The organism is Maritalea mobilis, from assembly GCF_019800885.1.
GTDB lineage: Bacteria > Pseudomonadota > Alphaproteobacteria > Rhodobacterales > Rhodobacteraceae > Roseibacterium > Roseibacterium beibuensis.
This window is the reverse complement of record NZ_JAHVKE010000005.1, coordinates 187,557-202,632: the sequence shown is the minus strand read 5'-3', so window position 1 is coordinate 202,632 and position 15,076 is coordinate 187,557. Positions and strand designations below refer to the sequence as shown.

Sequence of the window (15,076 nt, the reverse complement as noted above, 5' to 3'; positions counted from 1 at the left end):
GTGCCGCGCTTCCCATCCGCTTCGTCCGCGTCAGACCCGCTTGGCGTCCCGTCAGCGCCTCAGCGCCGCCGGTGAAGGGGTGTTTACGGATAGCACCCAAAACCCGCAAGAGGTTTTTTGCAGAAACATGCCATTTTTTTGCCTTGGGCTGAATAATTACGCATTTTCAATAGTTTATTGAATTATCCATGACCTATTTAGCCTGTAGATCGGCCGGATTTGATAACCGACAAGTCGACTCATTTGGCTCGGGACGGAAGCTTACCTTGGGTCGCTTGCGGTTACTCACAAGCTTCTCCCCAAATATGCCCCTCAAGGGCCGCGACTCCGCCGAGTCGCCGGCGATTCATCGGATCGGGCGAGTCGCCTTGGGACGAATCCGCAGCGCCAGCAGCACCAGGATCAGCCCCAGGTAGACCAGTGGCTCGATCTGGAAGCCCTTTGCCAACCACACATAGTGAACCGCCCCGAGCACAGCCGCCGGGTAAACCAGCTTGTGCACGCGGCGCCACGCGGCCCCGCCCAGTTTCCGCACCGACCAGTTGTTCGAGGTGACCGCCAGCGGAAGCAACAGAAGAAAGCCCCCCATGCCGATCGTCACGTAGGGCCGGTCGAGGATATCGGCCCAGACCGCCGAGAGAGTCTGCACATCGAGGATGGCCCAGACCAGGAAATGGGCCAGTACGAAGAAGAAGGTCAGCACGCCGATGGCCCGCCGAAACGGCATCAGGTTCACGCCGAGATGCCGGCGCAGGGGTGTCACGGCCAATCCGACAACGATCAGTTGCAGGGCCAACTCGCCGTAACGATGTTCCAGCGCCTCGATCGGCTCGACGCCCAGGCCACCGGTCGCGGCAAGGTAGAACAACCAACCCGCCCATCCGGCCCCAGCCAGATACAGCACCCATGGGGGCACCCGGCGCAGTCCGGCGTTCAGCCCCTGCACCATGTCGCTTTGCGCCGCCATCTGGCCAAGACTTGCCATCGGTTCAGAAATACTCTGCCAGGTCCATCCCCTCGTAGAGCGAGGCGACCTCCTCCTCGTAGCCGTTGAACATCAAGGTCGGGATGCGGCGCGCGAACAGGCCGCCCCCTACCCTGCGTTCGGTCGCCTGGCTCCAGCGGGGATGATCCACGTTCGGGTTCACGTTGGAATAGAACCCGTATTCCCGCGGCTGCGATGCATTCCAGCTGGCATAGGGCTGTTCATCGGTCAGGGTGATCCGCACGATCGACTTGATCGACTTGAACCCGTATTTCCATGGCACCACCAGCCGGATCGGCGCGCCGTTCTGGTTCGGGATCGGTTCGCCGTAGATGCCGGTCGCCATGATGGTCAGCGGATGCATCGCCTCGTCGAGGCGCAGCCCCTCGCGATAGGGCCAGTCCAGAACCGGCACCCGCAGGCCCGGCATCTCTTCGGGGCGGTTCGCCGTCTGGAAGGCGACGTAGCGCGCGCCGTCCTGCACGCCGACGCGGGTGAGCAGATCGGCCAGTTCGAACCCGTTCCACGGCACGACCATCGACCACGCCTCGACGCAGCGAAGGCGGTAGATGCGTTCCTCGATCTCGACCTCGGACAGGATGTCTTCGAGGCTATAGGTGCCCGGATTGTCGACCATGCCGTCGATCTCGATCGACCAGGGCTGCGTCGTCAGCATATGGGCGTTCTCGACCGGGTCGTTCTTGCGCGTGCCGAACTCGTAGTAGTTGTTGTAGGTGGTGATCTCTTCCCAACTGTTCAGCTGAAGGTCATTCTCCTGCGCATGGGCCGCACGGCCCAGCATGCCCGACGCGGCCAGGGCACCGCCCCCGGCCATGATCTGGCGGCGGTTCAGGAACAGCGCCTTGGGCGTGACGTCATCCCAGGTCAGGTCGGATGTGTAGCGGCGGGCCATGCGGAACCTCCCTTTCTATCGGCTTGCGTATGTTCTGCCCCGATAGATGGGCTTGACCCAACACCTGACACGCAATCTCACGAAACTGTTCAAGTCGCGTGTTTTGGCGTGTGCCTTTGGGAACCGCGCACGCGCGGGGGCGTCTCAGGCGGGATACAGCTGGTCCATCGGCATTGACGACCCGTTCGGCTGCACCAGCCGAACATGGCGGCGGCGCAGCTTGCGCGGCTCGGACACGCCGACAGAGTGGGCGATCACCTCGACCTCTTTCACGATGCCCTTGGCATAATTCGCCACGCGCTTGTCCTTTTGCCGCACGACCAGCCCCGCCTGCAGGCGTTCTTCATGGGTGGTGATGCCGGTCGGGCAGGTGTTCTTGTGGCACTTGAGCGCCTGGATACAGCCCAGCGCGAACATGAACCCGCGCGCGGAGACCACGAAATCCGCCCCCGCCGCCAGGGCCCAGGCCACGTCGCCCGGGTTCACCAGTTTGCCGCTGGCGATCAGCCGTATCCGGTCACGCAGGCCCGCGCGGTTCCGCATATCCGTCAGGCGCGGCAGGGCTTCACGGATCGACAGGCCGACAAGGTCCATCAGGGGCATCGGCGCGGCCCCGGTGCCGCCCTCTCCGCCGTCGAGCGTGATGAAATCCGGCGCGCATTCCGCGCCCCGCCGGGTGATCTCGTCGAAGAGCAACCGGAAATCCTCGGGGTCGCCCATCACGGTCTTGATCCCCGTGGGTTTGCCGGTGACGTCGCGGATATGGCCGATCAGGTCCAGAAGCTCGCCGATATTGCCCGCCTCGCGGTGACGATTGGGGCTGATCCCGTCCTGCCCTTTCGGCAAGCCGCGGATCTCGGCGATCTCGTCCGTGATCTTGGCGGCGGGCAGGATGCCGCCCTTGCCGGGCTTGGCCCCCTGCGCCAGCTTCAGCTCGAACATCTTGACCTGCGTGTGTTCGGCAATCGCCCGCAGCTTGGCGTCATCGAGGTTGCCCTCGGCATCGCGCACCCCGTATTTCGCCGTTCCGATCTGGTAGACGAGGTCGGCCTCCCCCTCCAGGTGATAGGGCGACAGCCCCCCTTCCCCGGTGTTCATCCACATCCCGGCCGTCCGGGCGCCCCGGCTGAGCGCGCGCACCGCCGGGGCCGAGATCGCGCCATAGCTCATCCCCGAGATGTTGAAAAAGCTTTTCGCCTCGTAGGGGATCGTCGCATGGGGGCCGATCTGCATCGGCTCGGAACTGGCGAACTGATCGTCCAGCGGCGGGAACGGATCGGGCGTGAACAGCGGCGTGCCGACGACCTCGATATTCCGGGTCGATCCGAAGGGCCGCGTATTCGATCCACCGGCCCCGGCATGCGCAACCCAGTCGCGCTGCGCGCGGTTGAACGGCAACTCCTCCCGATCCATGGCAAAGAAGTATTGGCGAAAGAACTCGCCCAGCGTGGTGAAGAGGCCACGGAACCGCCCGATGACGGGGTAGTTGCGCCGGATCGCGTCGCCCGTCTGCATCCGGTCAATCAGAAAGACGATCACCGCCAGCAGCGCCGCGAACCCGATCACCAGCCAGAAGGCCAGTGCCAGTGCTTCAAGATACCAGGCCAAGGCTATCCTCCCCCACATGGTGGCCCGCGATTTGTGACAGGTTGGGTCACGTCGTCTCAACTCATATCACGCGGGTTTGAATGGAAACCGAAAAACGGCGTGGCTTAGGCGAAAAGGACCACCCGTCAAGGCCATAGGCAGGCAATCGCCTATGTTGAAACCGCAAGGGGCGCGCGCATCTCCCGCTGCGACGGGGCCGGTATCGGTGCCCGCTTTCTAACTGGAAAACAGGAGACGACCAATGCGCAACACTCTTATCGCACTCGCCGCCACCACTGCTCTTGCAGGCCCCGCCTTTGCCGAAGCTCATGGCGGCATGACCGTCGTTGAAACCGCCGTCGAGGCCGGCAATTTCACCACCCTCGTCGCCGCCGTTGAAGCCGCCGGCCTGGTCGAGACGCTTTCGGGCGAAGGTCCGTTCACCGTCTTCGCGCCGACCGACGAAGCTTTCGCCGCGCTGCCCGAAGGCACCGTCGAGTCGCTTCTGATGGAAGAGAACCGTGATCAGCTGGTGTCCATCCTGACCTACCACGTGGTTCCGGGCGCCGTCATGTCGGGTGACCTGTCGGACGGCATGACCGCCGCAACGGTCGAAGGCTCGGACATCACCATCACCCTCGGGGACACCGTGATGGTCAACGATGCAACCGTGACCGCCGCCGACATCGAAGCTTCGAACGGCGTGATCCACGTCATCGACAGCGTGATCATGCCGCCGATGTAAGGCGCTGATCGACAAGGCCGGGCCCACGCGCCCGGCCTTTTTGCATCCAAATCAGAATTCAAGAAGGGGACCAAAATGGATCGTCGTCAATTCATCACCGCAACCGCCGCAACGCTTGCCGCACCGCTGGCCCTGTCCGTCCCGGCCCGCGCCGTGACCGGCTCGCAGACCATCGTCGAGCTTGCCGCCGCCACGCCCGATCTCTCCACGCTGGTCACCGCCGTTCAGGCCGCTGGTCTGGTCGATACACTTTCGGCGGATGGCAACTTCACCGTCTTCGCGCCGACTAACCGCGCCTTCGAGCACCTGCCCCATGGCGTGCTCGACAGCCTGCTGGCCGATACCGCCGCGCTGACCGACGTGCTGACCTACCACGTCAGCGCCGACTATTACCCGGCCGAGGCGCTGATCGGACAAAGCGGCGTGCTGCCCACGGTCCAAGGCGACCATATCCGTATGAATGGCCGCGGGGGCGGCGTGCATCTGAACGGCAATATCGCCGTGACCACCGCGGATGTCTTCGCCTCGAACGGCGTTGTGCACATCATCGACGGCGTTCTCCTGCCGCACTGATCCGGCAACCATCCTTCCGAAAACAAGAAAGGCCCCGCGCGATGCACGGGGCCTTTCCCAATTCTGTATCGGCGCTCAGTGCACCACGGCATCATCCGGCTTGGGCCGGTTCGAGGCCGTGACGCGATCCCCGACGATCAGGCCGTCGGTTCCAGCGCCGACATGCAGTGTGTCACCGTCCTTGACGTCACCCGCCAGGATCATCTCGGCCAGCGGGTTCTGCAACGCGGTCTGGATCACGCGCTTCAGCGGACGCGCCCCGAAGACCGGGTCATAGCCCTCGTCGGCCAGCCACTTCATCGCGGCCTCGTCCATGTCCAGCGTGATCTTGCGCTGCGCCAGACGCCGTTCCAGACGCCTCAGCTGGATGCGGACGATCCCGTCCATATCCTCGCGCGTCAGGCGGTCGAAGACGATCATGTCGTCCAGACGGTTCAGGAACTCGGGCCGGAAATGGGCGCGCACGGCGTCCATCACATCGCGCTTGGCCTGGCTCGGGTCGGACCCGTCGGGCAACTGGCTCAGCGCCTGCGACCCGAGGTTCGAGGTCAGCACGATCAGCGTCTGCTTGAAGTCGACCGTGCGGCCCTGCCCGTCCGTCAGGATACCGTCATCCAGCACCTGCAACAGGACGTTGAACACCTCGGGGTGGGCCTTTTCGACCTCGTCGAACAGGATCACCTGGTAGGGGCGCCGACGCACGGCCTCGGTCAACACGCCACCCTCGTCATAGCCGACATAGCCCGGAGGCGCGCCGATGAGGCGGGCGACCGAGTGCTTCTCCATGAACTCGGACATGTCGATGCGGACCATCGCCTGATCGTCATCGAAGAGGTACTCGGCCAGCGCCTTGGTCAACTCGGTCTTGCCGACACCAGTGGGCCCGAGGAACAGGAACGACCCCAGCGGGCGGTTCTCGTCCTGCAAGCCTGCGCGCGCGCGGCGCACCGCGTTCGACACGGCGGTCACGGCGGCGGTCTGACCGATCACGCGGCGGCCAAGCTCTTCTTCCATGCGCAGCAATTTCTCGCGCTCGCCTTCCAGCATCTTGGACATCGGGATGCCCGTCCAACGCTCGACTACGGCGGCGATCTGTTCGGGGCGGACGGCCTCTTCGACCATCACCTCGTCGTCCTGCGCCTCGGCCTCGGCCAGCTGCTTTTCAAGCTGCGGGATCACGCCGTAGGACAGCTCTCCGGCCTTGGCCAGATCGCCATTGCGCTTCGCCTGCTCCAGCTCGGCACGGGCGTGGTCCAGCTTTTCCTTGAGGCCCCGCGCACTTTCCAGCTTGTCGCGTTCGGATTGCCACTTGGCCGTCATCTCGGCGGATTGCTGTTGCAGGTCGGACAGTTCCTTTTCCAGCTTTTCCAGCCGGTCCTTGGATGCCTGGTCGTCTTCCTTCTTCAGCGCCTCGGCCTCGATCTGCATCTGCAGGATCTGGCGATCCAGCGCATCAAGCTCTTCGGGCTTGCTGTCCACCTCCATCCGCAAGCGGCTGGCGGCCTCGTCCATCAGGTCGATGGCCTTGTCGGGCAGGAAGCGGTCGGTGATGTAGCGATGGCTCAGCGTCGCGGCAGCCACCAGGGCAGCGTCCGAGATCCGCACACCATGGTGCAGTTCGTATTTCTCCTTGATGCCCCGCAGGATGCTGACCGTGTCCTCGACCGTCGGCTCCTCGACCACGAGGGGCTGGAACCGCCGCGCAAGCGCCGCGTCCTTCTCGACGTATTTGCGGTATTCATCCAGCGTCGTCGCACCCACGCAGTGCAACTCGCCTCGCGCCAGCGCCGGCTTGATCAGGTTGGCGGCATCCATCGCGCCATCCGTCTTGCCCGCACCAACCAGCGTGTGCATCTCGTCGATGAACAGGATGATCTCACCGGCGGCTGCCGTGATTTCCGACAGGATCGCCTTGAGCCGCTCTTCGAACTCGCCGCGATATTTCGCACCGGCGATCAGCGCGCCCATGTCCAGCGCCATCAGCGTCTTGTTGCGCAGGCTTTCGGGTACGTCGCCATTCACGATCCGCAAGGCGAGGCCCTCGGCGATCGCGGTCTTGCCGACGCCGGGTTCCCCGATCAGAACGGGGTTGTTCTTGGTCCGGCGGCTGAGCACCTGCATGGCGCGGCGGATTTCCTCGTCGCGGCCGATAATCGGGTCGATCTTGCCCTCGCGCGCGGCTTCGGTCAGGTCGCGGGCGTATTTCTTGAGGGCATCGTAATTGTCCTCGGCCCCGGCGCTGTCGGCCGTGCGCCCCTTGCGCAGATCGTTGATCGCGGCATTGAGCGCCTGCGCGTTCACCGCGCCCGCATCCAGCGCGTCCTTGGCGCCGGATTTCACCATGGCCAGTGCGGTCAGCACACGCTCCACCGCAACGAAACTGTCACCGGCCTTCTCGGCCAGCTTCTCGGCCTCGTCCAGAACCTTGGCGGTCTGCTTGTCCAGATAGACCTGCGCGCCATCGCCCGTGACCTTGGGCAATTTCGCCATCGCTGCATCCAGCGCCTCGCGCACGCGCGCCGGAGCGCCCCCCGACCGTTGGATCAGGTTGGCAGCCATGCCTTGTTCGTCATCCAGAAGGGCCTTCAGCAAGTGCTCGGGGACCAGTTTCTGATGGTCCTCGCGCTGTGCAATCGTCTGCGCGGCCTGAAGGAAACCGCGGGCACGATCCGTGAACTTCTCCAAGTTCATCACGTCTCTCCTTTTCCAAGCGCCCCTGAGATAACCACCCGCTTTGCGGCATGGCCTTGGTGGGGCCTCGTCCAAGGATATGGGAAGCGGGCCAGCGCGCTGCAAGCGATGGGCCGATGTTTTCAATCGCCAACTATCGCCGGGCACGGCCCGGACAGGACCGTTCAGACATATGAAAGGGCGCCCGCGAAGGCGCCCTTTCGGTAATTTTCGGCAATGCGCGCTTATTCGGCTGCGCGCATGGCCTCAAGCTCTTGCAGAAGGCGCTCGAAATCGGCCTGTGCGGCGGCAGCGGCTGCGCTGGCGGCGCGGGCAATCTCGGTCTGCTCGACAGCTATCCGGCTGGCTTCCGAGATCTGGCGAAGGATCGCCAGTTCCTCTGCCGACGGCTCATAGGCCGGGGCGGCTTCGGCTGTTGCCTCTTCGGCTGCGGGCTCGGTCGCCTCAGGGGCAGCTTCCGCCTCGCCCTCGGCAGGCTCGGTCGCGGCACCATCCTCTGCGCCGGCTGCGGCGGCAGGCGTCTCATCCTGCTCGGAGGCCGGGATCGCCGGGGCGGCATCGGTCTGCGTCGACTCGGTCGCGGGCGTGGCGCCCTCGTCCTCGGCAACCGGTTGGGTGCCGTCTTCGACTGCTTCTTCCTCAGCCGTCCCTTCGGCGGCTTCGGGCTCCGCAGCCTCTTCGCCTTCGACAGCGGCGGCTTCGCCTTCTTCGGCTACAGCAACGTCGCCTTCTTCAGCGGCAGCGGCCTCGGTGCCTTCCGCTTCCGGAGCGGCGGCTTCAGCAGCTTCACCTTCAGTCGCCTCGGGCTCGGTGCCTTCCGTGTCGGTCGCAGCCTCTTCGGTGGCTTCTTCGCCCTCCTCGGTCGCAGCCGCGTCGCCTTCTGCGGCCTCAGCACCGTCCTCTGCCGGAGCGGCGTCTTCGGCGGCTTCGGCCTCAGGCGCTTCCGGCTCCGTCGCTTCATCTTCTGCGGCAGCCGGTTCTGTTTCCGGTGCCTCTTCCGTCATCGCCTCATCAGTGGCGGCTTCGGTCCCTTCGGCTTCAACCGCCTCATCCGCCGCAGCGGCCTCGGTGGTGTCGGCCGCAGCTTCGGCTTCGACGGCTCCCGGTGCCGCGGCATCGGTGCTTTCGCCCTCGGCAGCGGCTTCGGCTTCTTCGTCAACGGCAGCTTCTTCGGTGGCCTCTGCCTCGGTGCCGTCTTCGGCAGCAGCAGCATCCTCGGTCACGGCAGCTTCGGCTTCGGTGCCTTCGTCAGATGCCTCTTCGGCCATCTCGGAGGCAGCCTCCTCACCCTCTTCGACCGTCTCGGCCTCGGCGGCGGCGTCTGCGCCGTCCTCGGCCTCGGCGGCTTCGGGCGACTCACCCTCCGGGCCCGCCGTATCCTCGGTGGCCTCATCGGCCGCCATTTCAGTTTCTTCCGCTGCCGTGGCAGCGTCGTCCGTCATCGCGGCCTCTTCGCCCTCGACAACGGCGTCTTCCAGCATGGCGATTTCCTCGGCGTCCACGTCGTTTTCACGTGGGCCATTGGCCAAATCGATCCCCAGTATAATGAACGCCAGCGCGACCAGAGCGGCAATCCCGCCCTTGACCGGTGTCGAAAACCCACTGTCGGGTTTACCCTCAGACATCTCGGCTACCTCCGTTAAGCACCAAGTTGCATCAAAGCGCGTTTCCCGGTCGTTGCGCCGGACCTTACATGAATTTTCTGCGATGCAACACTGCTTGACAGCACGGGGTGTCAGACGCGACAGACACCCGAACCAAGCAGGGAGTTTCCGATGTCCGATGACCGACTGATCGTGGCCCTCGACGTGCCGAATGCACTCGAAGGGTTGGAGCTGGCCAACCGCATCGGCGACGCCGTCGGCTTTTACAAGATCGGGCTCGGGATGCTGACGGGCGGCGGCCTCGCCCTGGCCAATGAACTCAAGCAGGAACACGGCAAACGCATTTTCCTCGACATGAAGCTCTTTGACATCGGGGCCACGGTCGAAGCGGCGGTGCGCGGCCTGGCGCAATACGACCTCGATTTCCTGACCGTGCATGGCGATCCGCATGTGGTGCGCGCCGCCAAGGAAGGGGCCGCCGGAAAGAACCTCAAGATTCTTGGCGTGACGATCCTGACCTCGCTCGACCGTAGCGACCTGGATGACGGAATGATGCAGGCGGGCGATATCCGCGACATGGTGATCGAGCGGGCCGCGCGCGCCTTTGCCGCGGGGGCGGACGGTGTGATCGCCTCCCCGAACGAGGCGGCGGCGATCCGCGCCCTGCCCGAAGCAGAGGGGCGGCTGATCGTGACCCCCGGCGTGCGCCCCGCCGGGTCCTCGCAGGACGACCAGAAGCGCATCGCGACGCCGGCTGCCGCCATCGCGGAAGGGGCGGATCATATCGTGATCGGGCGGCCGATCTGGCAGGCGGACGACCCCGCCGCCGCCGCCCGTGCCGTTCTCGCCGAACTGCCCTAGGCCGGCGTCAGCCCGTCCAACGCCTCGGCCTGAAAGGCAAAGCTGCCCGGCAACCAGAACCGCGCCTCAAGGCTCAGCGGCCGCGTCCCGGCAAACCCGAGATTGGGCGGTTCGAGGGTGATCTCATCCTGCCTGTTGTCGGCCCGCGCAAAATCGAGCAGCAATTCCGCCAGCGCGACCAGCCCCTCGGGCGAGAGGCTCAAGATGACCTGGTCCGCCTCGGACAGATCGGCCCGCCCCCGCGCGGCCTCGTCGGACCAACCGAAACGGAACATCGGCCGATCCTCGGGCGCCACGCGCTCGCCCCCGGACATGGCCCCGTCGGCGAAAGGGTGCCGCGCCACCTCTTGCGGGATGTAGGTGCAGGCCGCGTAGGCGGCGGGCGCCGCGAGGTCGAGAAACGGCTTTCTCGGCACGGGGCGCTCGATCAGGACCCACAGCATGTCGATCTGCGCGTTGCCATGCGTCAGGCGCAGCCCCGCCCAATCGCGGCCGGAAAACAGCAGGTGCAGCATCCAGAGCGCGACGCGCCGATAGCCTTCGGGCAGTGCGAACCAGTCATGGCCAAGGGACTGGTCGATGATCTCGAACGGCATATCCGGCTCACCGGCCCAGCTGACCAGCCGCCGGGTCGGGCGGTGAAGGACCAGCCCGTCAAAGGGCGATTGCTCGGCCAAACCCGACGGGAACCGCTCGGGCGTCAGGCGCATCTCCCCGTCTGCCGGGACAGTCGCAAGCCGCTCGGACAGATCGGCGTAGGCCGACAGGTCAGTCGTCATTGATATCGTGATCGAAGGTCTTCACCTGCCCGCGATAAACGCCCAGCCACTGCCGCAGCCCCAGCCACGAAATCAGCGAGATCACGGCAAAGACCAGCAGCAGCGCCGGGACCGACCCGCCCAGCCAGACCGCAAGCGGACCGCCCACCAGCAACAACAGGGCGACAACCGCCGCGCCGATGGCAAACCCCAACAGCACGAAGGTCGGCAGGATCACCTCGCCCACCGCCAGCGCGATCGCGGCGACGCCCCAGACCCACCATTCACTCCAAAGGGTCATGTGCTGCGCCCTTTCAGCATCTGGAACGCCTTGCCAAAGGCATCTGCGGCGTCGGCGGGCACAACGATGGTCTGCGTGCCCTGCCCTTCGGCCATACGGGTAATGCCTTTCACCTGCTCCAGCGCGATGTTGTATTGCACGGCTTCCAACCCGCCCTTGGCGATGGCCTCGGCCACGACGCCCGTGGCATAGGCCTCGGCATCGGCCTGCACGCGGCGGGCTTCGGCCTCCTGGCGGGCGGCGTAGAGGTCACCATCGGCCTGAAGCTCGACCGCGCGCTTCTGCCCCTCGGCCCGCGTCACGGCGGCCCGGCGTTCCCGTTCGGCGTTCAGCTGTTGCAGCATCGCGTCGCGCGTCGCCTGGTCGAGGTTCACATCGAGGATCTCGGCCCGCGTCACCTCGATCCCCCAGTTGTCGACGGCATCTTCGACGCTGGTCTTGATCGTCGCGATCAGCGTGGAGCGGTTCGACTGCACCTCGTCCAGTTCCATCTTGCCGATCTCGGCCCGCACGATACCGGCCACCGTGGTGGCAATCGCCCCGTCCACGTCACGGATGCGATAGACCGTCTTTTCAGGTTCGAGAATGCGGTAGAACACGCTGGTTTCCACCTGCACCAACACGTTGTCTGCCGTGATCGCGTCCTGGCTGGCATTGGGCAACTGGCGTTCCAGGATCGAGACCTTGTGCGCCACCTTGTCCAGGAACGGCACGATGAAGTTGATCCCCGGCCCCAGCACGGATTTCAGCCGGCCAAAGCGTTCCACCACGTGCTGCTCGGATTGCGGCACGATCCGGATCGCAAGGAACACGCAAAGAATGATGAAAAGGGCCAGCAGGAGAACCACGAGGTTCCCGCCTACGAGATCGGTAATCATATCAATATCCATATCGGTATCTTCCGGCTTCATGCGGCGGAGAATGCCCCGAAGATACCGCCGGGCAAAGCGCTTTCACACGGGAAACGGGGGCGGGATTTCCCCACCCTCGCGCGTTCAGCGCGTGCAGCGCACAAGGCGTTGCGGACCAGATCCGGGCAGGCGGGCGATCTCTCCCTCGACTTCCATGTTCAGCTTCACCGTCGTGCAATGCCATCCCAACGCGCCCAGCCGGGCCAGTTCATCCCCGGACAGGCGGGATCGCACCGCGACCGTCAGTTCCGCGAAGGGCAGGCCATCGCCCCCCGCCCCTTCGACCGCGTGCAGGATGGCGCGGCGCACGGCCTTGTATTTCCAGGCGGGGATGTTGGTGACACCCTCCTTGCCCTCGACGGGTGTTCGGCAGGCGATCATGTCTCGGTCCGGCATCATGGCCCCCGGTGTCATCGGTCAGCCCATCATAGCCGATATTCGCAGCCCTCCGCATCTGCGCGCTTTCGGACCGGCGATCCAACGCCTATCTTTTAAGCCATGCCCGCCCTATGCCGCGATTGTCTGACCAGTTTCGAAACCGGCACCCGGTGTCCGGCCTGCCGCAGCCCGCGTGTCACGGCCCACCCGGAACTGTTCGACCTGTCCATCGCCCATATGGATTGCGACGCGTTCTATGCCTCGGTCGAGAAACGCGACAATCCCGAGCTGCGCGACAAGCCCGTCATCATCGGTGGCGGCAAGCGCGGCGTCGTCTCCACCGCGTGCTACATCGCGCGGATCAAGGGCGTGCGCTCGGCCATGCCGATGTTCAAGGCGCTGAAACTCTGCCCCGAAGCGGTTGTCGTGAAGGGCCGGATGGAGGTCTATTCCGAGGTCAGCCGCCAGATCCGCCAGATGATGGAGGACATGACCCCCGCCATCGAACCCCTGTCGCTGGACGAGGCGTTTCTCGACCTGACCGGCACCCAGCGGCTGCACGGCCAGCCGCCCGCCATCATGCTGGCCCGCCTCGTCAAACGCATCCAGGCCGAGCTTGGCATCACCGGGTCCATCGGGCTCAGCCACAACAAGTTTCTCGCCAAGATGGCCTCGGACCTCGACAAGCCGCGCGGGTTTTCCGTGATCGGCAAGGCCGAAACCCTCGACTTCCTCGAAGCGCGACCCGTCGGCGTAATCTGGGGCCTCGGCGATGCGGGTCAGCGCGCGCTGGCCGATGCGGGCATCCGCACCATCGCCGACCTGCGCCGCTGGGAGCGTGACGCGCTGGCAGACCGCTTCGGTTCTCAGGGGCTGCGCCTCTACGATCTTGCCCGCGGCATCGACCACCGGCGCGTGGCCCGCGACCGCGCCGTAAAAAGCATCTCGAACGAGACGACCTTTTCCGATGACATCGCCGATGTCAGCCTGCTGGATGGCCATATCTGGCGCCTGTCGGAAAAGCTGTCGGACCGCGCCAAGGCCAAGGGGCTGGCGGGGCGCACCGTCACGCTCAAGCTCAAGCGCAACGATTTCCGCCTCCTGACCCGCCGCGTGACCCTGCCCGACGGCACCCAGATCGCCGATCGGATCTATCGCACCGCGCGCGGCCTGTTCGACCGCATGGACCATCCCAAGCCTTACCGCCTGATCGGCGTCGGCATCTCGGACCTGTTGCCAGCCGCCGAGGCCGACCGCGAAGGCGACCTGCTCGACCCGCAAGAGGCCGCGCGGATCGCCGCCGAACAGGCCACCGACAAGATCCGCGCCAAGTTCGGGGCCGAGGCGATTCTGAAGGGCCGCGCGCTGCGCTAGGTCAGGGCAAGATCATTCCGCGGCAAGCGGCAGGCTGACGCCCTCGTTGCCGATCACGCGCGACAGCACCTCGGTGACGATCTGCTTCACCGCATCGAAATTTCCGTTCGGGCGGATCATCTGCTCGTTCATGTAGAGCGACCGGTCGATCTCGATCTGAACCGCATGCCAGTTGCGCGACGGGCGGCCATAGCGCTGCGCGACATAGGCCCCGGCAAAAGGCGCATTGCGGCTGACAACCAGCCCCGCGTCGAAAAAGCCCGCTTCCAGCGCATCGACGATATCGGCCCGCGCCGAGGCGCCGAACCGATCCCCCAGCACGACCTCGGGCCGCCGATGGCCGGGCCGCGCAAGGCTGTCCAGCGCCTCATGCGGCATCGAGTGGAAATCGAGCACCACGGCCTCGCCAAACTGCGCATGGGTCGTGCGCATCAAGCCGTCGAGGCAATCGTGATAGGGCTGCCAGATCGTGTTCAGCCGCATCTCGGCCTCGGCCAGCCGCAGTTTGCCGCGATAGATCGCCCGACCGTTGGCGACGACTCGCGGGATCACGCCCAGGCCGGAATTGATCCGCGGCGTTGTCACGACGCGCGTCACACCGTCGATCACCGCGGGGTCCAGCTCGTCCCGGCTGCGGTTGAGGTCCAGGTAGGCGCGCGGGTATTCCGCCAGCAGCAAAGGCGCCCCCAGCCGCGGTGCCTCGCAGACGAGATCGTCCATGAACGCATCTTCCGAGGACCGGATCGTGCGCTGATCCAGCATGCTGGCCTGCACGAATGCCTTGGGATAATGCCGGCCCGAATGCGGCGAGGCCACGATGACCGGGGTCACCGCCTCGTCAGGCTGGATCAGGCGGAAGGGCGGGTGCATCCGGTCTCCTCGGGGGCTTTTCTCCCGTAACATATAGCGGGGATTTTTAGGATGCCAAAAGCCCTTGAACCCCGTTTCGACTCCTTTTATAGACCGCTCACCCACGCGGCGCGACGCGGCATGGGGCGCAGGCGTTTTCGCCTTGCCCCGGTCCAGACGCCAAGGGTTACGGGCGGTTAGCTCAGCGGTAGAGCACTACGTTGACATCGTAGGGGTCACTGGTTCGATCCCAGTACCGCCCACCACCCCCGCGCTCCGAAAGGTCGCGGGTTCGCCGGTCCCTCCAAGGGGCCAAGGATTTCAAGGCGCATCGCCGCGCCGCGACGAAGGAGAAGACCGATGAAGGTCAAGAACTCGCTCCGCTCGCTCAAGCAGCGCCATCGCGATTGCCGCGTCGTGCGCCGCAAGGGCCGGGTCTACGTGATCAACAAGACCCAGCGCCGCTTCAAGGCCCGCCAGGGCTGAGATCGCGCAAGCGACTTAAGAAAAGGGCCGCCCGGTTGGGCGGCCTTTCTCGTTTCGGAG

At 65.2% G+C, this 15,076-nt stretch carries 16 protein-coding genes and 1 tRNA gene; 7 read left to right on the top strand and 10 right to left on the bottom strand.

Translation table 11 applies throughout. The features are described from left to right. The coding region (locus KUV65_RS16945) for a hypothetical protein (protein ID WP_222191915.1) at positions 1-181 on the top strand (181 nt) is incomplete at its 5' end. Between the two features lie 165 nt (positions 182-346). Here the strand turns inward: KUV65_RS16945 and msrQ are convergent. From msrQ to KUV65_RS16930, 3 genes are all read right to left on the bottom strand, one after another. Then, a complete protein-coding gene (gene msrQ / locus KUV65_RS16940) occupies positions 347-985 on the bottom strand; it encodes a protein-methionine-sulfoxide reductase heme-binding subunit MsrQ (RefSeq protein WP_261331854.1) in 639 nt (212 codons plus the stop codon). Positions 986-989: 4 nt separating this feature from the next. Next, entirely contained in the window at positions 990-1,898 is a 909-nt protein-coding gene (gene msrP / locus KUV65_RS16935; protein ID WP_222191914.1) for a protein-methionine-sulfoxide reductase catalytic subunit MsrP, read from the bottom strand. A gap of 144 nt (positions 1,899-2,042) precedes the next feature. Further along, positions 2,043-3,506, bottom strand: coding sequence for an FMN-binding glutamate synthase family protein (locus KUV65_RS16930; RefSeq protein ID WP_261331853.1), 1,464 nt, complete (start codon positions 3,504-3,506; stop codon positions 2,043-2,045). A gap of 241 nt (positions 3,507-3,747) precedes the next feature. Between KUV65_RS16930 and KUV65_RS16925 the strand changes: the two genes are divergently transcribed. Together KUV65_RS16925 and KUV65_RS16920 are read left to right on the top strand one after the other, a co-directional pair. Continuing rightward, entirely contained in the window at positions 3,748-4,230 is a 483-nt protein-coding gene (locus KUV65_RS16925) for a fasciclin domain-containing protein (RefSeq protein ID WP_222191912.1), read from the top strand. A 75-nt stretch (positions 4,231-4,305) separates the two neighbouring features. Further along, positions 4,306-4,803 carry a fasciclin domain-containing protein gene (locus KUV65_RS16920; RefSeq protein WP_222191911.1) on the top strand — a complete coding sequence of 166 codons (498 nt, stop codon included), beginning with the start codon at positions 4,306-4,308 and terminating at the stop codon, positions 4,801-4,803. Between the two features lie 75 nt (positions 4,804-4,878). Here KUV65_RS16920 and clpB read toward each other — a convergent pair whose 3' ends face one another. Together clpB and KUV65_RS16910 are read right to left on the bottom strand one after the other, a co-directional pair. Then, complete coding sequence (gene clpB, locus KUV65_RS16915) at positions 4,879-7,494, bottom strand: ATP-dependent chaperone ClpB (protein WP_222191910.1); 2,616 nt, start codon at positions 7,492-7,494, stop codon at positions 4,879-4,881. A gap of 224 nt (positions 7,495-7,718) precedes the next feature. Continuing rightward, positions 7,719-9,119: a hypothetical protein gene (locus KUV65_RS16910; RefSeq protein ID WP_222191909.1), complete on the bottom strand. Its 1,401-nt coding sequence runs from the start codon at positions 9,117-9,119 to the stop codon at positions 7,719-7,721. Positions 9,120-9,269: 150 nt separating this feature from the next. Here KUV65_RS16910 and pyrF point away from each other — a divergent pair, with 150 nt between their 5' ends. Beyond that, a complete protein-coding gene (gene pyrF, locus KUV65_RS16905) occupies positions 9,270-9,959 on the top strand; it encodes an orotidine-5'-phosphate decarboxylase (protein WP_222191908.1) in 690 nt (229 codons plus the stop codon). Here the strand turns inward: pyrF and KUV65_RS16900 are convergent. The 4 genes from KUV65_RS16900 to KUV65_RS16885 form a co-directional block, all read right to left on the bottom strand. Then, positions 9,956-10,738, bottom strand: a complete 783-nt coding sequence (locus tag KUV65_RS16900; RefSeq protein WP_222191907.1) for a hypothetical protein — start codon at positions 10,736-10,738, stop codon at positions 9,956-9,958. The genes pyrF and KUV65_RS16900 overlap by 4 nt on opposite strands. Further along, positions 10,728-11,018: an NfeD family protein gene (locus tag KUV65_RS16895; protein ID WP_222191906.1), complete on the bottom strand. Its 291-nt coding sequence runs from the start codon at positions 11,016-11,018 to the stop codon at positions 10,728-10,730. The genes KUV65_RS16900 and KUV65_RS16895 overlap by 11 nt, the downstream gene beginning before the upstream one ends. After that, a complete protein-coding gene (locus tag KUV65_RS16890) occupies positions 11,015-11,929 on the bottom strand; it encodes an SPFH domain-containing protein (RefSeq protein WP_222191905.1) in 915 nt (304 codons plus the stop codon). Before KUV65_RS16890 ends, KUV65_RS16895 begins: the two co-directional genes overlap by 4 nt. 84 nt (positions 11,930-12,013) lie before the next feature. Continuing rightward, positions 12,014-12,328 (bottom strand): DUF6958 family protein, encoded by a 315-nt coding sequence (locus KUV65_RS16885; protein WP_222191904.1) that lies wholly within the window; start codon positions 12,326-12,328, stop codon positions 12,014-12,016. A 99-nt stretch (positions 12,329-12,427) separates the two neighbouring features. On the opposite strand from KUV65_RS16885, the gene KUV65_RS16880 reads away from it, so the two are divergent. Beyond that, positions 12,428-13,681: a DNA polymerase IV gene (locus KUV65_RS16880; protein ID WP_222191903.1), complete on the top strand. Its 1,254-nt coding sequence runs from the start codon at positions 12,428-12,430 to the stop codon at positions 13,679-13,681. Between the two features lie 12 nt (positions 13,682-13,693). On the opposite strand, the gene KUV65_RS16875 is transcribed toward KUV65_RS16880, so the two are convergent. Further along, positions 13,694-14,551, bottom strand: coding sequence for an N-formylglutamate amidohydrolase (locus KUV65_RS16875; protein WP_222191902.1), 858 nt, complete (start codon positions 14,549-14,551; stop codon positions 13,694-13,696). 170 nt (positions 14,552-14,721) lie between these two features. Here KUV65_RS16875 and KUV65_RS16870 point away from each other — a divergent pair. Together KUV65_RS16870 and ykgO are read left to right on the top strand one after the other, a co-directional pair. Next, a tRNA-Val gene (locus tag KUV65_RS16870) sits at positions 14,722-14,796 on the top strand. Positions 14,797-14,890: 94 nt separating this feature from the next. Continuing rightward, positions 14,891-15,016, top strand: coding sequence for a type B 50S ribosomal protein L36 (gene ykgO, locus KUV65_RS16865; RefSeq protein WP_012177066.1), 126 nt, complete (start codon positions 14,891-14,893; stop codon positions 15,014-15,016). The last annotated feature ends 60 nt before the right edge of the window (positions 15,017-15,076 follow it).